This window comes from Pseudomonas cyclaminis (assembly GCF_015163715.1).
Classification (GTDB): Bacteria; Pseudomonadota; Gammaproteobacteria; order Pseudomonadales; family Pseudomonadaceae; genus Aquipseudomonas; species Aquipseudomonas cyclaminis.
In genome coordinates, this window is sequence record NZ_JADDUM010000103.1 from 19,619 (window position 1) to 35,362 (window position 15,744).

The 15,744-nt window shown below is 58.8% G+C and carries 16 protein-coding genes, 1 tRNA gene and 2 pseudogenes; 11 read left to right on the forward strand and 8 right to left on the reverse strand.

What is annotated here, in order from left to right:
* Nucleotides 1-237 precede the first annotated feature (237 nt).
* The 3 genes and pseudogenes from pvdQ to IQK56_RS14530 all read left to right on the forward strand — a co-directional run.
* Nucleotides 238-2,526, forward strand: a complete 2,289-nt coding sequence (gene pvdQ, locus IQK56_RS14520) for a bifunctional acylase PvdQ (protein ID WP_193901741.1) — start codon at nt 238-240, stop codon at nt 2,524-2,526.
* A 212-nt stretch (nt 2,527-2,738) separates the two neighbouring features.
* A tRNA-Cys gene (locus IQK56_RS14525) sits at nt 2,739-2,812 on the forward strand.
* Nucleotides 2,813-3,161: 349 nt separating this feature from the next.
* Nucleotides 3,162-4,001, forward strand: a pseudogene (locus IQK56_RS14530) (AbiTii domain-containing protein); the annotation flags it as partial.
* A gap of 1 nt (nt 4,002) precedes the next feature.
* On the opposite strand, the gene IQK56_RS14535 reads toward IQK56_RS14530, so the two are convergent.
* Nucleotides 4,003-4,407, reverse strand: coding sequence for a site-specific integrase (locus tag IQK56_RS14535; protein WP_425274566.1), 405 nt, complete (start codon nt 4,405-4,407; stop codon nt 4,003-4,005).
* A gap of 143 nt (nt 4,408-4,550) precedes the next feature.
* On the opposite strand from IQK56_RS14535, the gene IQK56_RS31180 reads away from it, so the two are divergent.
* A complete protein-coding gene (locus IQK56_RS31180) occupies nt 4,551-5,192 on the forward strand; it encodes a GIY-YIG nuclease family protein (protein WP_246500230.1) in 642 nt (213 codons plus the stop codon).
* A gap of 79 nt (nt 5,193-5,271) precedes the next feature.
* A pseudogene (locus IQK56_RS14545) lies at nt 5,272-6,032 on the forward strand (ISL3 family transposase); the annotation flags it as partial.
* 56 nt (nt 6,033-6,088) lie between these two features.
* Here IQK56_RS14545 and IQK56_RS14550 read toward each other — a convergent pair.
* Complete coding sequence (locus IQK56_RS14550; RefSeq protein WP_150761321.1) at nt 6,089-6,349, reverse strand: hypothetical protein; 261 nt, start codon at nt 6,347-6,349, stop codon at nt 6,089-6,091.
* The gene (locus IQK56_RS14555; protein WP_193862994.1) at nt 6,350-6,886 is read right to left on the reverse strand and encodes a GNAT family N-acetyltransferase; all 537 of its coding nucleotides are present in this window, start codon (nt 6,884-6,886) and stop codon (nt 6,350-6,352) included.
* 153 nt (nt 6,887-7,039) lie between these two features.
* Here IQK56_RS14555 and IQK56_RS14560 point away from each other — a divergent pair, with 153 nt between their 5' ends.
* The 3 genes from IQK56_RS14560 to IQK56_RS14570 all read left to right on the forward strand — a co-directional run bounded on the left by IQK56_RS14560 (nt 7,040) and on the right by IQK56_RS14570 (nt 9,392).
* Nucleotides 7,040-7,201, forward strand: a complete 162-nt coding sequence (locus tag IQK56_RS14560) for a hypothetical protein (protein WP_193863061.1) — start codon at nt 7,040-7,042, stop codon at nt 7,199-7,201.
* Between the two features lie 259 nt (nt 7,202-7,460).
* Nucleotides 7,461-8,069, forward strand: a complete 609-nt coding sequence (locus IQK56_RS14565; RefSeq protein ID WP_122308880.1) for a LysE family translocator — start codon at nt 7,461-7,463, stop codon at nt 8,067-8,069.
* Nucleotides 8,070-8,411: 342 nt separating this feature from the next.
* On the forward strand, nt 8,412-9,392 hold the full coding sequence (locus IQK56_RS14570) for a GlxA family transcriptional regulator (RefSeq protein ID WP_191632539.1): 981 nt from the start codon (nt 8,412-8,414) through the stop codon (nt 9,390-9,392).
* Nucleotides 9,393-9,435: 43 nt separating this feature from the next.
* Here the strand turns inward: IQK56_RS14570 and IQK56_RS14575 are convergent, their stop codons facing one another.
* Nucleotides 9,436-10,041 (reverse strand): TetR/AcrR family transcriptional regulator, encoded by a 606-nt coding sequence (locus IQK56_RS14575; RefSeq protein ID WP_150676999.1) that lies wholly within the window; start codon nt 10,039-10,041, stop codon nt 9,436-9,438.
* Nucleotides 10,042-10,123: 82 nt separating this feature from the next.
* Between IQK56_RS14575 and IQK56_RS14580 the strand changes: the two genes are divergently transcribed.
* Nucleotides 10,124-10,723: an NAD(P)H-dependent oxidoreductase gene (locus tag IQK56_RS14580; protein WP_193862992.1), complete on the forward strand. Its 600-nt coding sequence runs from the start codon at nt 10,124-10,126 to the stop codon at nt 10,721-10,723.
* A 1-nt stretch (nt 10,724) separates the two neighbouring features.
* Here IQK56_RS14580 and IQK56_RS14585 read toward each other — a convergent pair whose 3' ends face one another.
* The 3 genes from IQK56_RS14585 to IQK56_RS14595 form a co-directional block, all read right to left on the reverse strand.
* Nucleotides 10,725-11,114 carry a hypothetical protein gene (locus IQK56_RS14585; RefSeq protein ID WP_099585274.1) on the reverse strand — a complete coding sequence of 130 codons (390 nt, stop codon included), beginning with the start codon at nt 11,112-11,114 and terminating at the stop codon, nt 10,725-10,727.
* A gap of 32 nt (nt 11,115-11,146) precedes the next feature.
* Nucleotides 11,147-12,403 carry a 3-phosphoshikimate 1-carboxyvinyltransferase gene (gene aroA / locus IQK56_RS14590; protein ID WP_150677002.1) on the reverse strand — a complete coding sequence of 419 codons (1,257 nt, stop codon included), beginning with the start codon at nt 12,401-12,403 and terminating at the stop codon, nt 11,147-11,149.
* Nucleotides 12,404-12,493: 90 nt separating this feature from the next.
* Nucleotides 12,494-13,048 (reverse strand): UPF0149 family protein, encoded by a 555-nt coding sequence (locus tag IQK56_RS14595; RefSeq protein WP_193862990.1) that lies wholly within the window; start codon nt 13,046-13,048, stop codon nt 12,494-12,496.
* A 160-nt stretch (nt 13,049-13,208) separates the two neighbouring features.
* Here IQK56_RS14595 and IQK56_RS14600 point away from each other — a divergent pair, with 160 nt between their 5' ends.
* Together IQK56_RS14600 and nudC are read left to right on the forward strand one after the other, a co-directional pair.
* The gene (locus IQK56_RS14600; protein ID WP_122308892.1) at nt 13,209-14,021 is read left to right on the forward strand and encodes a crotonase/enoyl-CoA hydratase family protein; all 813 of its coding nucleotides are present in this window, start codon (nt 13,209-13,211) and stop codon (nt 14,019-14,021) included.
* A 5-nt stretch (nt 14,022-14,026) separates the two neighbouring features.
* On the forward strand, nt 14,027-14,860 hold the full coding sequence (gene nudC / locus IQK56_RS14605) for an NAD(+) diphosphatase (RefSeq protein ID WP_150761328.1): 834 nt from the start codon (nt 14,027-14,029) through the stop codon (nt 14,858-14,860).
* Here nudC and IQK56_RS14610 read toward each other — a convergent pair.
* Nucleotides 14,828-15,607 (reverse strand): TSUP family transporter, encoded by a 780-nt coding sequence (locus IQK56_RS14610; protein ID WP_032886830.1) that lies wholly within the window; start codon nt 15,605-15,607, stop codon nt 14,828-14,830. The genes nudC and IQK56_RS14610 overlap by 33 nt on opposite strands.
* Nucleotides 15,608-15,744 lie beyond the last annotated feature (137 nt).

Genomic DNA, 15,744 nt, shown 5'->3' on the forward strand with positions numbered 1-15,744 from the left:
GCAAAAACTCCTTATCAGAGCCTGATCAGGAAAATGATGGCGCTCTTATCTAATAAGACGAACGAGCGAGCAAAATCATGAAGTGTTGGATGTAGAAATTTCGTCAGTGTCGGGTTTGTCACAACCCACGTCCTTCAGATAAAGCTGCCTCGCGGCTAAATTTCTCCCGGTTTTATGCGTTCTTACGGTAGGGTAACTGCCCCCGGTGAGGGTGTTCAATTTGACTGTGGAGTCTGCGTGATTATTTCCAACGGGTTGTCCAGGGTAGGTGTCGCAGGGTTGTTGCTGGGGTTGAGCCTGGCCGCATCGGCGCGCGAGCAGGTGACGCAGGCGTCGGCGGATATCCGCCGTACCAGTTATGGGGTGCCGCATATCCTGGCCAGCGATGAGCGTGGCCTGGGGTTCGGCATCGGTTACGCCTATGCCCAGGACAACCTGTGCCTGCTGGCCAATGAGGTGGTCACGGTGAATGGCGAGCGGGCAAAGTTTTTCGGCCCCGATCAGTCGACCCTGGAAGAACGCAACAATCTGGCCAGTGATGTGTTCTTCACCTGGCTGAATACCCCGGAGACGGTGGCGGCCTTCTGGAAAGCCCAGACCCCTGAGATAAAAGACCGTATTGAAGGGTACGTCGCCGGCTATAACCGCTATCTGAAAGAGCAGGGCGCCCCTGCCCAGTGTCAGGCTGCGTGGGTAAGGCCGCTGGTGGCTGAAGATCTGGTGAAGTTGACCCGCAGGCTGCTGGTGGAGGGCGGTGTCGGCCAATTCGCTGAAGCGCTGGTGGGCGCAGCGCCGCCGCAAACCACGGCCAGCGTGCAGCCTACTGCCAAGGCGTTTGAACTGGCGTCCGCCAACCAGCAGCGTTTCACCCTGGATCGTGGCAGTAACGCCGTGGCGGTGGGCCGTGATCGTTCGTTCAATGGGCGCGGCATGTTGCTGGCCAACCCGCATTTTCCGTGGGTCGGTGGCATGCGCTTCTATGAGATGCACCTGACCATTCCAGGCCAACTGGATGTGATGGGCGCCGCGTTGCCGGGCCTGCCGGTGGTCAATATTGGCTTTAACCAGCATGTGGCGTGGACCCATACGGTCGACACGTCCAAGCACTTCACCTTGTACCGCCTCACGCTGGATCCGAAGGACCCGACGCGCTATATGCTCGATGGCAAATCCATCCCCCTGGAAAAAACCTCGGTGACGGTGCAGGTCAAGCAGGCGGACGGCAGCGTCAAACCCGTGGTTCATCCGGTGTACAGCTCGCAGTTCGGCCCCGTCGTGCAATGGCCCGGCAAACTGGACTGGGACAGCCACTACGCCTTCAGCCTGCGCGACGCCAACCTCGGCAACGACCGCGTCCTGCAACAGTGGTACGCGATGAACCGCGCCGGCAGCCTTAAAGCGCTGCAAACGTCAGTGCACACCCTGCAAGGTATTCCGTGGGTGAACACCCTGGCTGCCGATGACCAGGGCCAGAGTCTGTACATGAACTTGTCGGTGGTGCCCAACGTCAGCGCGGCCAAGCTCGCCCAATGCAGCGACCCGCGTGCCGGCCTGCAAATGATCATGCTCGACGGCGCCCACAGCGCCTGCGCCTGGGACGTCGACCCCCACGCAGCCCAGGCCGGTATCTTCCCGGCCGATCAACTGCCGCAACTGGAGCGCAGCGACTACGTGCAGCACTCCAACGATTCGGCCTGGATGGTCAACCCCAAGGCGCCGCTGACGGGCTTTTCACCCGTGATCAGCCAGGACCATATCGGCCTGGGCCCGCGCGCCCGATTTGCCCTGCAACGCCTTAACTCCCTGGAAAAACAACCGATCAGCGTTGCCGACCTGCAAAACATGGTGATGGACAACGAGGTGTACCTGGCCGGCCAAGTCATGCCGGATTTGCTGGCGTTCTGCGCCAAACACCTGGGCACCGACGCGGCTGCGCTCAAACCACTGTGCACCAGCCTCAACGACTGGGACCGGCACGCCAACCTCGACAGCGGCCTGGGGCTGGTGCACTTCATCAACCTGGTGGAACAGCTGGAGCAAATCCCTGACGCCTGGCGCGTGGCGTTCGACCCGTCCCAACCCCTGACTACACCGCGTGGCCTGGCCATCGACCGTGCGCCCGTCGCCAAGGCGTTGCGTGAAGCCATGCTGGCCTCCACCGCCGACGTCGCCAAGCTCGGCCTCACGGTCGCTAGCAAATGGGGTGATGTCCAAGTCTCCGGCCAAACCCCGATCCACGGCGGCCCCCAGGAACTGGGGATCTACAACGCCATGCAAACCGTGCCCCGTGCCGATGGCAAGCGCGAAGTGGTCAGCGGCAGCAGCTACCTGCAAATCGTCACCTTCGACGACCAGGGCCCCCGTGCCCAAGGCGTACTGACGTTCTCCCTGTCCAGCAACCCCGCATCGAAATACGCCAAGGACCAGACCCAAGCCTTCTCCGAGAAAAAACTGCGCCCACTGCCGTTCACCGACGCCCAGATCAAGGCCGACCCGCAGTACCAGACGCAGCGCATCAAGGAGTAGGGCAGGCACGCAACCCCTTGATGCCAATGCGAAATATTTTTGAAATCAAGGGGTTGCAGCCATTGGCAAATGAGTACATAATGGCGCCCATCGAACGCAACGAAGCATTAAAAACTTCAATGTATTCAATGAGTTAGAGTAGAGGCATGGCTTTATAGCCCACTCAAGTTTTTATGCGGTGAATGTCAGCAACCAGGGCATTGATCGTTTGAGGCCGAGTAGCAAAATGGTTATGCAGTGGATTGCAAATCCACCTACGCCGGTTCGATTCCGACCTCGGCCTCCACTCTTAAAGCCCCGTAGATCAATGGTCTACGGGGTTTTTTATTGCCTGCGATTTAGCAAGCGTTCCGCAACTTTTGCGATTCGTTCCGTAACTAGACGCTTCTATGTTGCAAATTCGTACGCAACCGCGCAATCAGATGCAAGGTGGGCGAAGCTTTGATGGTGGACGATTCAGGTCTTGATTTGAGTGCGTGATGGCTCGCATGATGGCCTTAGAAAGTGCTGCGATGGACCCAGGCTGCGGCGCTGCAATAATTATAGTTTGAGGAACTCATGAAGCTAGTCGATGAAGCAATCGAAATTCTTAGTGACGCTAATCAGCCACTGGCTAATGTTTTTTTAAAGCTCAAGTTATTGCTCACAAACTGAATAATAAAGATTTCGCGAAGTGGGTGAAGGATGAAATACAAGGTTACGGAGATGATGGCAATCTTCCTGGATATCGCGTCTCCAATTTAACGCCTTATGGAAACGTTGAGAATGGAGTTAAACGTTATACTAATTACAAGTTGCCAGTTGGCGGTATGTCTGAAGAGATGATGGAAAAGTTTTTAGTCGTCCGGCACACGCAAAGTATCGCGGTGATAGAAGAGTTTTCAAGGAAGCCTGATGACCTAATAGTTAATATTGATCATCGCCTGTACCCATATTTGAGGCAAGGAATAGAAAAGTCTTTCGGGATCTCAAGCGCTTGGGGGAGGCCTCCTGCCGGGTGTTTTGGCCAGATTTTAAATGAGGCAAGGTCACGGTTGTTGGACTTTTTGTTAAACCTTGAACACGTGCTCCCTGGGGAAGAAGGTGGAGATGATATGAAGACTATCTCGAAAGTAGAGGGGCTTAGTGAAATGTTTAAGGGTGCGGTTTTTGGAGATGGTGCGAACATCAGTCTAGCCATCGGTGAGGGGAATCAAGCGTCGCATAACAGTACGCAGGTTGGTGCGAAAAATGTAGATTCTTTAATTCGTGAGTTGAAGAAATACAACGTAGCGGATGCGGATGTTGCAGATTTGCAAGTTGCCATCAAAGGCGACAGCTCCAGCGGCGAACTTACTGAAAGGAACTTTGGCCCCGGTGTACGTGCGTGGCTCGGAAATATGATATCCAAAGCCGGCACTCCTGCATGGGAAATTCCCGCGCAGGTTGGTGCCGGGGTGCTGACTTCCGCTTTGACAAAGTTTTTTGGGTTTTGAGTTATTTCGTGGGTTTAACAATTTCACCAACTCGACGGCAGACTTTCTTCGTCATCTCCTCAGTGGAGTGACCAAGCAAGCGACTAGCGTGTCCCAGCTCGATCTCACTGGCAGCTTTCGGGCGGATGTCCTTGAACTGGAATTGGCGGATCAGTGCCGCCAGAGCGGAGTCGCCATCTGCACCGGCTTTGTTCGCGGCATTCTCCCTGGCTTCATCCCAGCGGTTGCGAAGCATCTGCTGGCTCATCCGCAAGCCAGATGTATTGGTGATGAGCGTTGAAGTTTTGATGCCGTTGATGTTGCGGCGCTCCTGAAGGTCATTGATAAAGGCGCTGAGACCTGACACTACGCCTTCGTCTTCCAGGCGTAGGCGCAGCTTCTTCGACGTTTTCCCCTGTTTCACCATCAAGAATCCGGCGTTCAAATCGGTGGGAAAATTGTGGAAAATTGGGGGCAGACCACATTTTAAAAAATGGCGGTGACCCCAATTCCCTTCCAATTTCCTTCGCTGGTACCATTAACAGAAGGCAGCATTTTTCAGGGTTGAACATGCAGAGCGAACTCAGCTTCACCGATGTAGTGCGGGAGATTCTTCGGCGGCAACCTGATGGATTGACCCCCCAACAAATCCGAGAGGTTGTGAAGTCTGGGTATCCTCAGTACGTCGGCACTCCAAGTCATTTAAAAAACGTTGCTGCTGGTAACTACAAGGATGTGGATCATGCGGTTCTTGCCAGGATCTACCTGGCCTGTAGAGGCGCCTCAGACATTGCGGCAGATAAAAGTCGTAAGCCTCACCTAATGACTCTTTTAGCTGACGCCGCTTCAGTAGACATAAAGGCTGATGATTTCATCGAGGGGGAGGATCTTGCCAAGCTAGAGGCGGATATCGGGACGTTGTACGTGCTCTCCACCGGCCTTTATACCGCCGAGCAAGTCGAGATCGTCAAGATCGGGATAACAACCGGGTCGGTCGACAAGCGAATCACCCAGCTCTATACGACGGGAGTGCCTTTTCGTTTCACGATTTTAAGCCAGCTTGAAACCACAAACTATTCAAAACTAGAGCAGGCTTTGCACTGTTTGTTTGATAAATATCGGATCAATAAATCCCGAGAGTTTTTTACAGGGCATTGTCTGAGATTTCTTCCGGACCTAATCGAGATTCACCGGAAAATTGAGGAAGCTTGAGGCGCTAGGAATAGCGAAAGAAACAATGAGCGCAAGCTTTTTACTGACTTAAACAATGGTGGTCTGACCCCGATTCCGACCCCGATTTCTGCAACCGCGACGTTTGGTGATGGATGAGTTTGCGTTGTTCAAAGGACATCGTTACGCCAGCGTGGTGCTGGAGTGCTGTGGATTGGTGAAGGCCGCAGCCGTGCGGCGGTCAGGCCATTCTTCGAAGAGCTGGGGGCAGAGGGTTGCGCCCGAATCGAAGCGGTCGCGATGGACATGAACACCGCTTTTGACCTGGAGGTTAGCTAGTACTGCCCAAAAGCCCGAGTGGTCTATGACCTTTTCCATGTCGTGGCCAAATATGGCCGAGAAGTGATCGATCGGGTTCGCGTTGACGAAGCCAATCGGCTACGTCATGACAGGCCGGTTCGCAAGGTTATCAAGCAAACGCGATGGCTGTTACTGCGCAATCCGCGGAACCTGAAAACGCCGGAGCAATAGGTCCATTTACAGGACCTGTTGGCGGCCAACCAATCGCTGATGACGGTCTATTTGATGAAGGCTGAACTCAAAACGCTCTGGACCCCGAGTGCTGCCTGGGACTGGCGATCAGCCTGGAAACAATGGTTGCGCCACGCACATGAAAGCGAAATACCTGCTCTGATTCAGTTCGCCAAACGGCTAAAGAGTTACTGGCGGGGCATCGTGAGCCGGGTTCGCTGGCCGATGCATACGGGCCAACTGGAAGGAATAAACAATCGAATAAAGGTGATCAAGCGGATGGCGTACGGTTACCGGGATAGCGAGTTCTTTTTCATGAAGATCAAGAGCGTCTTTCCCGGTAATCTGTGAAGAACCTTTTTTATGGGCTGGTGAAAAGTTGGAGCCGTTTGACCCGACACGCTGAATCAGTTGCCGTTCGGCTCTGCCCTGTTGATGCGCAGCCCCTTAACTTCACCCGCATACACCGCTAGTTTTTCTTGTTGATTGGCCAGCAGCGCACAAATCTTCATCAGCCCGGCTGCGTCGCTCGGCGTATTGCCATTCGCCGCGAGAGCGGTCAACTCCATCACTGACCACCCAATAACAGCCGCTGCATCTTCAAGGTCGTAGAACAATTCCTGCTGGGCGGTTCTGGGCCCGTCGAGGCCCTGGATCAACTCTTCCATCTACCTCTCCGTTTGATGCTGATTCAGCTTAAGGCCCATCACAACCATCCCGACCTCTGCCAGATCCGTGTTGAATGGAATTTCACCGATTTGCAGGAACCCAAATGTTTCGTAGAACCGTCGGGCATTTGAATTGCTCTTGAGCACATCCAGCCATAGCAAGGGTTCTCCACGCTGTGCTGCCTGATCGCAGATGAACTGCAAAAGTTGCTTGCCGTAGCCACGTCCGGCAGCGGATTTCAGGAAATAGATTTTTTGCAATTCTGCGCCCAACTCACCGGTGATGGGTGCTGGTGTCGACCAGTTGACCTTGGAAAACCCAATAGAAGTGCCCCGTTCATCTGAGACGATCAGCCATGAATGACGGTCGGTCAGGTCAAGTGATCGGCTGAGCGAATCGCGTGCGAAATCCTGCTTGAGGAAGTCCCTCATGCCAGCAGGGGACCACAAGGTCGAGAAATGCTCTTGATAGGTCTCGCGGCCCAAGGCTTCCAGGCTGTCGAGATCGGCTTTTGTTGCTGCACGAATGTTGATCATCGGAATCGCCCCGGTTAACTCAAACCCACTGCCCATACACGTATCCACTACAACACAAACCCTACCAAGACGTTACACGAAAGCCGTGACGGACTTCATTTGCAGCGGTCTTACTTTACGTACACCCAACCTTGTAAAACAGAGAGTGTTGTCATGAAGTTGAATTACCTAACCAAGGCAGCTGTGGTTGTCGCGCTGTTGTCGACCTTGTCGGGCTGCTGGATGTTTATGCCGCCGGGCGGTGGTGGGGGCGGCGGGCATGGCGGTGGGGGGCATGGTCAGGGCGGCGGTCCTGGTGGCGGCGGCCAGCGTTAACCATCAGTCAACGAGAGGCAGGTCATGAACAATGACCTGCCTCTTTTTTTGCCTGGGATAAATCCCGGACAAAGAAAAGCCCGCGATGGGGAGTGCGGGCTAAAAGGGATGTTCATTAGGAGCTGAGTTCACTCTAGCCCGTCGTCTGTGAAAGCTTTGTGAAAAGTGTACGCCTCAATCCGCGCCTGGCTGTATGGGGCAGGGGAGGCCAGAACCCACTACTGTCCCTGGCATACCACCCCTGCTTGGATGCTGCCTTATGTTCATCTCCACCAGCCTGCTCTCAGCCTTTGTGCTGTTCGCGTTCGTGTCTTCGATTACCCCAGGTCCCAATAACACCATGCTGCTGGCCTCGGGGGTCAATTTCGGGTTTCGCCGCTCGATGCCCCATGCGCTCGGGATCAGTATCGGTTTCATGCTGCTGGTGATTTCTGTCGGCCTGGGGCTGGGCGAAGTGTTCAAGGTGTTCCCTTGGGCCTACACCGTGTTGCGCTATGTGGGCGCAACGTACCTGTTGTACCTGGCGTGGAAGATCGCGACGTCGGGCGGCATGTCCGATAGCAATGACGAACGCGGCAAGCCCATGACGTTCCTCGGCGCCGCTGCGTTTCAGTGGGTCAATCCCAAGGCGTGGATCATGGCGCTGGGAGCCATTACCACCTACACGCCGGCCGAGGGCTATGTCGTCAATGTGCTGGTGATTGCGCTGGTGTTTGCCGTGGTAAACCTGCCCAGCGTGTGCGTCTGGGTCGGGTGTGGCAGCGGCCTGCGCAATGTGCTGCGTGAGCCGCGCTGGCTGAGACTGTTCAACTGGTCCATGGCCGGGTTGCTGGTGCTGTCGCTGTACCCGATGTTGTTTGCCAGTTAAGTGCTAGACCGGCGAGATGGTCGCCAGCAGGCCGATGCCGATGGTCAGCACTAAAAAACCGAACAGGAAAATCGCCATCTTGGTCATAAGGCCTCCGAAGGGAAGGGAATAAGGATTGGGGCTATTGTCCGCCTTGAGGGCATTTCAATACAGGCGCAGATAACAAAGAAAAAACCGTATCAGATGCGCTCTGCACTGTTCTGCCACGGGCTTCGGGGTCCTGTGCTTTTTTCAGGATCAGCGCCTGAGACAGCCACCGCATTTCCCCCTAAGATGGCGCCCACTGCATCAACAATAAGAGTGGGCCAACCCTCGATGGAAAGACGTCAATTCAGCGGTGGCATGAAAGGCAAGAACCTGCGCTACCTCAATGAAACCTCACAGCCGGCGTCGGTCACCCGCGTCGGCTTCCTGTTGCTCGAACATTTCTCCCTGCCTGCATTCACCCAGACCCTCGACACCCTCGTCACCGCCAACCTGCTACGCCCCGATCTGTTCGCGTCACGTACGTTTGGCTGGGGCGACGGTGAAGTGACCAGCGACCTGGGCCTGGTCATCCGCCCCGATGCGTGCCTGAATACTGCTGCGCTGCATGATTTGGAGTTGTTGGTGATCTGCGGTGGATTTCGCACCGAACTCAAGGCCAGCGAGGAGTTCATCCAACTGCTGCGCAACGCTGCCGAGCACGGCGTCCACCTCGCGGGGCTGTGGAACGGCGCTTGGTTCCTCGGCCGCGCCGGACTGCTGCAGGGCTACCGCTGCGCTATCCACCCGGAACATCGCCCGGCGCTGGCGGAAGTGTCCAAAGCCACCCACGTCACCAGCGAACCCTATGTGATCGACCGCGACCGGCTGACTGCCTCCAGCCCTTCAGGCGCCTTCCATATGGCGCTGGACTGGATCAAGAACCTGCACGACAAGGCGTTGGTCGAGGGTATCGAAGACATCCTGGCCTTCGAGGAGTCCCGCTACCGGCGTATCAAACCCACCGAAAACGTCAGCGTCAGCGCGCCGTTGCGGGAAGTGGTGAAGCTGATGGACGCCAACCTTGAAGAACCCTTGGAGCTGGACCAACTGGCGGTCTATGCCGGCCGCTCTCGTCGACAGTTGGAGCGACTGTTCAAGGAGCAACTGGGCACCACGCCACAGCGCTACTACATGGAATTGCGTGTGACCGAAGCGCGGCGGTTGTTGCAGCACACCGAGTTGTCACAGGTGGAGGTGCTGGTGGCGTGTGGCTTTGTGTCGCCGAGTCATTTCAGCAAGTGCTACAGCTCGTATTTCGGCTATCGCCCCTCTAAAGAGAAGCGCTTGGTCAAATAGCCTGGGCCGGGCGTCAGCGAGGCTTCGTTGGCCCTGGCTCAGGTCACACAACAGCCGTGCGGTTGACCATTGCCAGAATGGTCGCCAGCAATTCGTGCTGGGCTTCTTCACGGCTGATTTCGCCATCGGCGGCTGCATGGGACAAGGCTTCCGCCGCGCCCAGCATGGCCCGCAGGCCGGCTTGGGACACCGTGCCGCTGGGGGCGAAGGGCGCCAGGGCGTCGCGGCATTTGTCGAGAAAGATCGCCTCGTACTTGCGCTTGAGGGTTTCCAGCTCCGGTGAGCCGCTCAGGGCGGCGGTGACGCCCGGAATTTCCCGACCCTGCAATAACACGCAGTCCACATACGACGCGGCGATGACCCACGCGCGGTCTTCCAGGCTCGCACTGCTGGCTTCGATGGCTTGGGCAAACACCTGGTTCTGGCGTCCGTCGAAGTCTTCATACAGCGCGGCCAGCAACCCCGCCCGGGTGACGAAATGGTCGTAGACCACCGGCTTGGTCACCCCCGCCAGTTCCGCCAGGCGGCCCAGGGTCAGGGCGTCGGTGCCTTCTTCGCGCACCAGTTGCCAGGCCACCTCCAACAATTGACTCAGACGATCTTCACGGGACAAACGACGACGTGGCGCAGGGGATTCAGTGCTTGACATGCTTATATACCAAAAGTAACTTACTCGAATTAACTTACCAAAAGTAAATAAGCCCAGCCTAAACCGAAAAGGAGTCCATGTCATGCACGCACTGATCGTTGTAGCTCATCACGACCCACAATCCCTCACCCACAGTATCGCCATGCAAGTCGCCGCAGGCCTCATCGCCGCTGGCCACACCTACGAAATCGCCGACCTCGCCGCCGAAGGTTTCGACCCGCGCTACAGCGCCGCCGACCACCTTGTCCACCGCACCCGCGCCACGCCACCGGCCGATGTGCTTGCCGAACAGGCGCGCCTCGACCGCGCCGACGCCCTGGTGCTCGCGTTCCCCATCTACTGGTGGTCGCTGCCGGGGCTGCTCAAGGGCTGGATCGACCGCGTGTTCGTCAATGGCTGGGCAATCGACTACGGCCCGGATACCCCAGTGGTGAAAAAACTGCGTCACTTACAAGTGCACCTGCTGGCCCTCGGCGCAGCCGACGACAGCGCGTTTGACCGCCACGGCTATGCCAAGGCGATGCGCACGCAGATCGACTACGGCATCTTTGATTACTGCGGGGCGAAGGTGCTGACGTCCAAGCTGTTGCTGGATTCGGAGGGCGGCGCGGCCGAAGCGCATCTGAAAACGGCGAAGGCCGTGGGGCAGGGGTTGTTCGAAACCGAGACCGTCGCCGGTTGATTCACCCCTCGCGAAACAGGTCGTGGGCGTCCAGCAGGCGGTAGGCGATTTCCGGGCGTTTCTCCAAGCCTCGGCGAATCGCCGCCGGGATCGATTGCCGGGTCTTGCGGCACATGCCTGGCAGTTCGTCGATCACGATCTGGATCCCGCGCATGCTCTTGACCTCGGTGTGCCCTGGCGCGATGTGCACGCGGATGCCCAATTGCTGGTACATCAGCTGTTGCAGGCGCTCCAGGTCTTGCAGGCTCTTGAGGTCTTCGAGGCGGTCGAGCAGGCGTTTTTCTTCCTGGCGCGTGAGGTTGAGGATGCGCAGGTCGGCGCCGGGCGCCTCAAGCAGTTGCTCGCGGTCGCAGACACAGGCGCCGGGTGGGCAGGGTTGGCGAATTGTCATGTGCATTCCCTCCCCATTCCGGCGCCGCTGACTCAGTAGCTGAGCGCGACCCCAAGACTGCCCAAGGCCTTCCAGTACTCAGGATAGGTCTTGGCGACACAATCCGGGTCCTGAATGCGGATGCCCGACACTTTCAAGCCTGCCAGGGCAAAGCACATGGCGATGCGGTGGTCGGCGTGGGTGTCGATCAGCGCAGTGCAGGACGTACCGGCCAGCCCAGGATCAGCGGCGACCAGCAAGTCGTCACCTTCGATGCTCGCCAGGCCCGGACGGATCTCGTTGAGACCGTCATGCAGCGCCTGCACGCGATCACATTCCTTGACCCGCAGGTTGGCCAGCTCAGTGAAACGCACCGGGGTGTTGTTGAACGCCGCCAGCACCGCCAACGTTGGGATCGCGTCCTGCATTTGCGAGCCCACCACGGTGGCCTGCATGTTCGGGAACTGGGCGATCACGGCCTGGGCCTTGGCGTCGGGCTGGGTGAAGTCCTGCGCGGCCACGCCGATGTCGATACGGCCCCCGGTCAGCACTTCAGCGGCCCATAGGTAGGTGGCGGCGGATGCATCCGGTTCGATCAGATAGTCATGGGCGGTGTAGCCGGTAGGAGCCACGCGCCAGGTGGTGTCGTTGACCTCGTCCACCTGCGCGCCAAAGGCACGCATGCAGTCCAGGGTCAGGTCCACATAGCCACGGGCGCCGATGTCCTTGCCGGTCAGCGCCACTTCAATCGGCGCCTCACCGCACGCGGCCAGCATCAACAGGGCCGACACGTACTGGCTGGACAGGCCGCCGTCAATCTCAAAGCGCTTGGCCTGGACCTTGCCCACGCCGTGCACGGTCACCGGTGGGCAACCGGTGGGGCTGTCGACCTGGATGCCGTTCTGGCCGAGGGTGGCCAGCAGCGGGCCGATGGGGCGCTTTTGCATATAGTCGTCGCCGTCCAGCACCACGGTGCCTTCGACGGTGGCGACAGCGGCCGTCAGAAAGCGCATCGCCGTGCCGGCATTGCCGAGGAACAGCGGTTGCGCAGGCAATTGCAGCTTGCCGGAGCCGGTGACGACAAAGGTGGTGTCATCCGGCTCATCGATGGTCACGCCCATCTGGCGCAGGGCCACCGACATGTGGCGGGTGTCGTCGCTTTTCAGCGCGCCACTGAGGCGGCTGGTGCCCTTGGCCAGGGCGGCCAGCAGCAGGGCGCGGTTGGTAATGGATTTGGAGCCGGGCGGTGCGACCTTGCCGTTCAGGGGAAAGTTGGGCGGTGTAACGGTCACGGTTTTCTGCGAACTCAAGGTACAAGGCTCCTGATCAAGGCAAGGTGGGACGGAGTGGCCGACGGGCGGCCCCGAATAATCGGCCAAAGGTGCGGTGCTTGTCGAGGTTTAGCGCTGGCTCAGCCAGTAATCATGCAGGGCACGCGCCGCCGGTTCGATCTCGCTGACGCGTTGCTGGTGGGCCTGCACATCCAGGTCGGCCGGCAATTCGAAGTTGTCCTGTTCGGCGCACCAGGAGATCTTCTCCAGCAGCGCGGCCTGTGCGGCGGGCAGTGCTGGCCAGTTGCCGATGGCGGCGCCACGGATATAGCCAAAGCACCATTCTTCGGCGAGGGTCACGGTGTGGCCTTGATGGTCGGTGTCATCGAAGCGTGCCTTGAAACCTTGGGCGTCGGTTGCCAGTTGGGCGGCCAAGGTATTGCTGTGGCGCACGCACACTTCCAGGAAGCGCTGGGCGTCGTCCATGCTGTCCCATTGCGGGTTCTGCCCACCCCAGATGGCCGGGAACCACTCGGCGACATCCACCTGCGTCGGGCTGGACACCAGGGCGGTGAAGTAGCCGTCGAGTTCCGCCAGGTTCAGCACCGAATGGTCATCACCGTACTTGAGCAGGGTTTCTTCGATGAAGTCCAAATCGGCGGTGGCGAGGGGTTGGGCGTGCATGGCATTTCCTTAAAACGTCGAGCGCCGCGGGTAGGGCGGCTTAAAGCGCCAAGGATGGCGCCTGGCAGGGTTTTTTGCCAGTCCCGCTTTTGGCCGATGCGCCGTGGTGCACCCTTGTTATAGTTCGGGCCTTATCACTCGCCAGCCAGGGATCACTGCCATGTCCGAATACCAAGCGTTCGTCGTCGAAGTCACTGGCAACGTTGCCCATGTGCAGATCAACCGCCCGGAAAAGATCAACGCGATGAACGCGGTGTTCTGGACCGAGATCATCGACATCTTCCAATGGATCGAGGACACCGACGCCGTGCGGGCCGTGGTGCTCAGCGGCGCCGGCAAGCATTTTTCGTCGGGCATCGACCTGATGATGCTGGCCTCGGTGGCCAATGCGTTCGGCAAGGACGTGGGTCGCAACGCACGCCTGCTGCGCCGCAAGATCCTGGAGCTGCAAGCCTCGTTCAACGCGGTCGACAACTGCCGCAAGCCGGTACTGGCGGCGATCCATGGTTACTGCATCGGCGGCGCCATCGACCTGATCAGCGCCTGCGACATGCGCTATGCCGCTGAAGATGCGCAGTTCTCCATCAAGGAAATCGACATCGGCATGGCCGCCGACGTCGGTACGCTGCAACGCCTGCCACGCATCATCGGCGACGGCATGCTGCGTGAACTGGCCTACACCGGGCGCCAGTTCGGCGCCGAGGAAGCACGCAGCATTGGCCTGGTCAATCGCGTCTACGCCGATCATGAGCAACTGCTGGCCGGTGTCCTGGACATCGCCCATCAGATCGCCGCCAAGTCTCCGATCGCCGTGACCGGCACCAAGGCCATGATCAGCTACATGCGTGACCATACCGTCAATGATGGTCTGGAATACGTTGCCACCTGGAACGCGGCTATGTTGCAATCCAACGACCTGCGCGTGGCCATCGCGGCCCATATGAGTAAGCAGAAACCCGAATTCGTGGATTGACTGACATGACCCAAGGCTGGATTACCACAACGCTGCTGGACAACGACACCCCCGGCGGCTGGGCCGTCGCCCGCAGCCGCGACGGCTTTTTGCACGACCCCAACGGCCCGCTGTTCCCTCGGGAATGGCTCAAGCGCCAGGACCTGGCGCTGTTCGCCGAGCACGGCATCGGCCACCTCGACGGCGAGCCGGTGTATTTGCTGGAACTCGACTCCGCCACTGACGTGCCGGGTTGCAGCTGGCAAGGCCTGCGCGGCTTCATGCTGCAAGGTGATCACACGCTCTACAAAGTGCTCGGATACGCCGCCCAGATCGGTACCTGGGCGCGGGAGCATCGGTTTTGCGGCAGTTGCGGCCAGGCCATGGTCCAGGTGCCACGCGAGCGTGCGATGTTCTGCCAGGCGTGCGATCTGCGCAGTTACCCTAGGATTTCGCCGAGCATGATCGTGCTGGTGACCCGTGGCGACGAGATCCTGCTGGCCCGTTCGCCGCGTTTTGTGACGGGCGTGTACAGCACGCTGGCAGGGTTTGCCGAGCCGGGCGAATCGGCCGAGGACTGCCTGATCCGCGAGGTGCGCGAAGAAGTGCAGGTGGAGGTCAAGAACATCCAGTACATGGGCAGCCAGTGCTGGCCGTTCCCCCATTCGATGATGCTGGGCTTTCACGCCGAGTACGCCGGTGGCGATATCGTGCCCCAGGCCGACGAGATCGAAGACGCGCAGTGGTTCAACATCCACGACCTGCCGCCGTTGCCGGCGTCACGCTCGATTGCGCGCTACCTGATCGACCTCTACCTGGCCCGTCGCCTAGGCCACGCTGAACCAGTGCTGCCAGGCTAGGCGCACCGTCAGGCCGAGGACCACGGTGATAAACACTGGCCGAATGAATTTGGCGCCGCCGCTGATTGCGCTGCGTGCGCCAAAGAACGCGCCACACATCACCGAGACGCCCATCGCCAGGCCGACGATCCAATCCACCGAGCCGTTGAAGATAAACACCGACAGCGCCGCCGCGTTGCTGACGAAGTTCATGCTGCGCGCCACGCCGCTGGCCTTCACCAGGTCGATGGGGTGCAGCAGCATGGTGCTGACGGTCCAGAACGCCCCGGTACCGGGGCCGGCCACGCCATCGTAGAAACCCAGGCCAAAGCCTTGGGTGGACTGCCACTTCTTCTTGATCGGCGCGTCGTTATCCAACGCTGCCTTGGGCGTACCGCCAAACAACAGGTACAGGCCACAGCCGAAGACGATCACCGGGAGCATCTTGTTCAGGGTTTCGGCGGGCAGGTAATGGGCGACCACTGCACCGGTCAACGCGCCGATCAGCGTACCGACGATGGCGTGCACCCACTGGCGCGGGTGGAACAGCTTGCGGCGGTAGAAGGTAAAGCTGGCGGTGGCCGAGCCGAAGGTGGAACTGAGCTTGTTGGTGCCCAATACCAGGTGCGGTGGCATGCCGGCGGTGAGCAGGGCGGGCGTGGTGAGCAGGCCGCCGCCGCCGGCGATGGCGTCGATAAAGCCGGCGACAAAGGCCACGACGGCGAGAATGGCGAGGGTGGTGAGGTCAACGCTGAGTTCGAAGGGCATGGGCAGGGCTTATTGTTGGCGGGGCTGCTGAGGGCCGCCATCTTACCTTCCGAATGTAAGGAGATCCAAATGTGGGAGGGGGCTTGCCCCCGATAGCGGTGTATCAGTCAGCTTGTGTCTAACTGACCCACCGCCAT